We start from the raw sequence: 1,291 nt of genomic DNA, 5'->3' as shown, positions 1-1,291 counted from the left end.
GGTGGGAGACCTCATCTCAAGGCGAGCTTCCCGCTTAGATGCTTTCAGCGGTTATCCCTTCCGAACGTAGCCAACCAGCCGTGCTCCTGGCGGAACAACTGGCACACCAGAGGTTCGTCCGTCCCGGTCCTCTCGTACTAGGGACAGCTCCTTTCAAGTCTCCTGCGCGCGCAGCGGATAGGGACCGAACTGTCTCGCGACGTTCTAAACCCAGCTCGCGTGCCGCTTTAATGGGCGAACAGCCCAACCCTTGGGACCTACTCCAGCCCCAGGATGCGACGAGCCGACATCGAGGTGCCAAACCATCCCGTCGATATGGACTCTTGGGGAAGATCAGCCTGTTATCCCCGGGGTACCTTTTAGCCGTTGAGCGACGGCGCTTCCACATGCCACCGCCGGATCACTAGTCCCAGCTTTCGCTCCTGCTCGACCCGTCGGTCTCACAGTCAAGCTCCCTTGTGCACTTACACTCGACACCTGATTGCCAACCAGGCTGAGGGAACCTTTGGGCGCCTCCGTTACTCTTTAGGAGGCAACCGCCCCAGTTAAACTACCCACCAGACACTGTCCCTGATCCGGATCACGGACCGAAGTTAGACGTTCAAAACGACCAGAGTGGTATTTCACCAATGACTCCACCACCACTAGCGTGATGGCTTCACCGTCTCCCACCTATCCTACACAAGACGCTCCAAACGCCAATGTCAAGCTATAGTGAAGGTCCCGGGGTCTTTCCGTCCTGCTGCGCGTAACGAGCATCTTTACTCGTAGTGCAATTTCGCCGGGTCTGCGGTTGAGACAGCGGGGAAGTCGTTACGCCATTCGTGCAGGTCGGAACTTACCCGACAAGGAATTTCGCTACCTTAGGATGGTTATAGTTACCACCGCCGTTTACTGGCGCTTAAGTTCTCAGCTTCGCCACACAAGTGCGACTAACCGGTCCCCTTAACGTTCCAGCACCGGGCAGGCGTCAGTCCGTATACATCGTCTTACGACTTCGCACGGACCTGTGTTTTTAGTAAACAGTCGCTTCCCCCTGGCCTCTGCGACCCCCACCAGCTCAGAACGCAAAGTTCGTCACCAGCGAAGGCCCCCCTTCTCCCGAAGTTACGGGGGCAATTTGCCGAGTTCCTTAACCACAGTTCACCCGATCGCCTTAGTATTCTCTACCTGACCACCTGAGTCGGTTTAGGGTACGGGCCGCCACGACACTCACTAGAGGCTTTTCTCGGCAGCATAGGATCACCCACTTCGCCACAATCGGCTCGGCATCACATCTCAGGATATTACG

General features: G+C 56.8%; 1 rRNA gene (cut by a window edge). It reads right to left on the bottom strand.

Features of this window, described 5'->3' with window-relative positions:
• A 23S ribosomal RNA gene (locus tag ABT061_RS48210) occupies window positions 1–1,291 on the bottom strand; its annotated part runs 1,449 nt beyond the window's last position; the annotation flags it as partial.

The sequence above is a fragment of the Streptosporangium sp. NPDC002544 genome (assembly GCF_040295965.1).
Classification (GTDB): Bacteria; Actinomycetota; Actinomycetes; order Streptosporangiales; family Streptosporangiaceae; genus Streptosporangium.
Note: the sequence above shows the minus strand (reverse complement) of the source record. Positions and strands in the feature narration are given on the sequence as shown.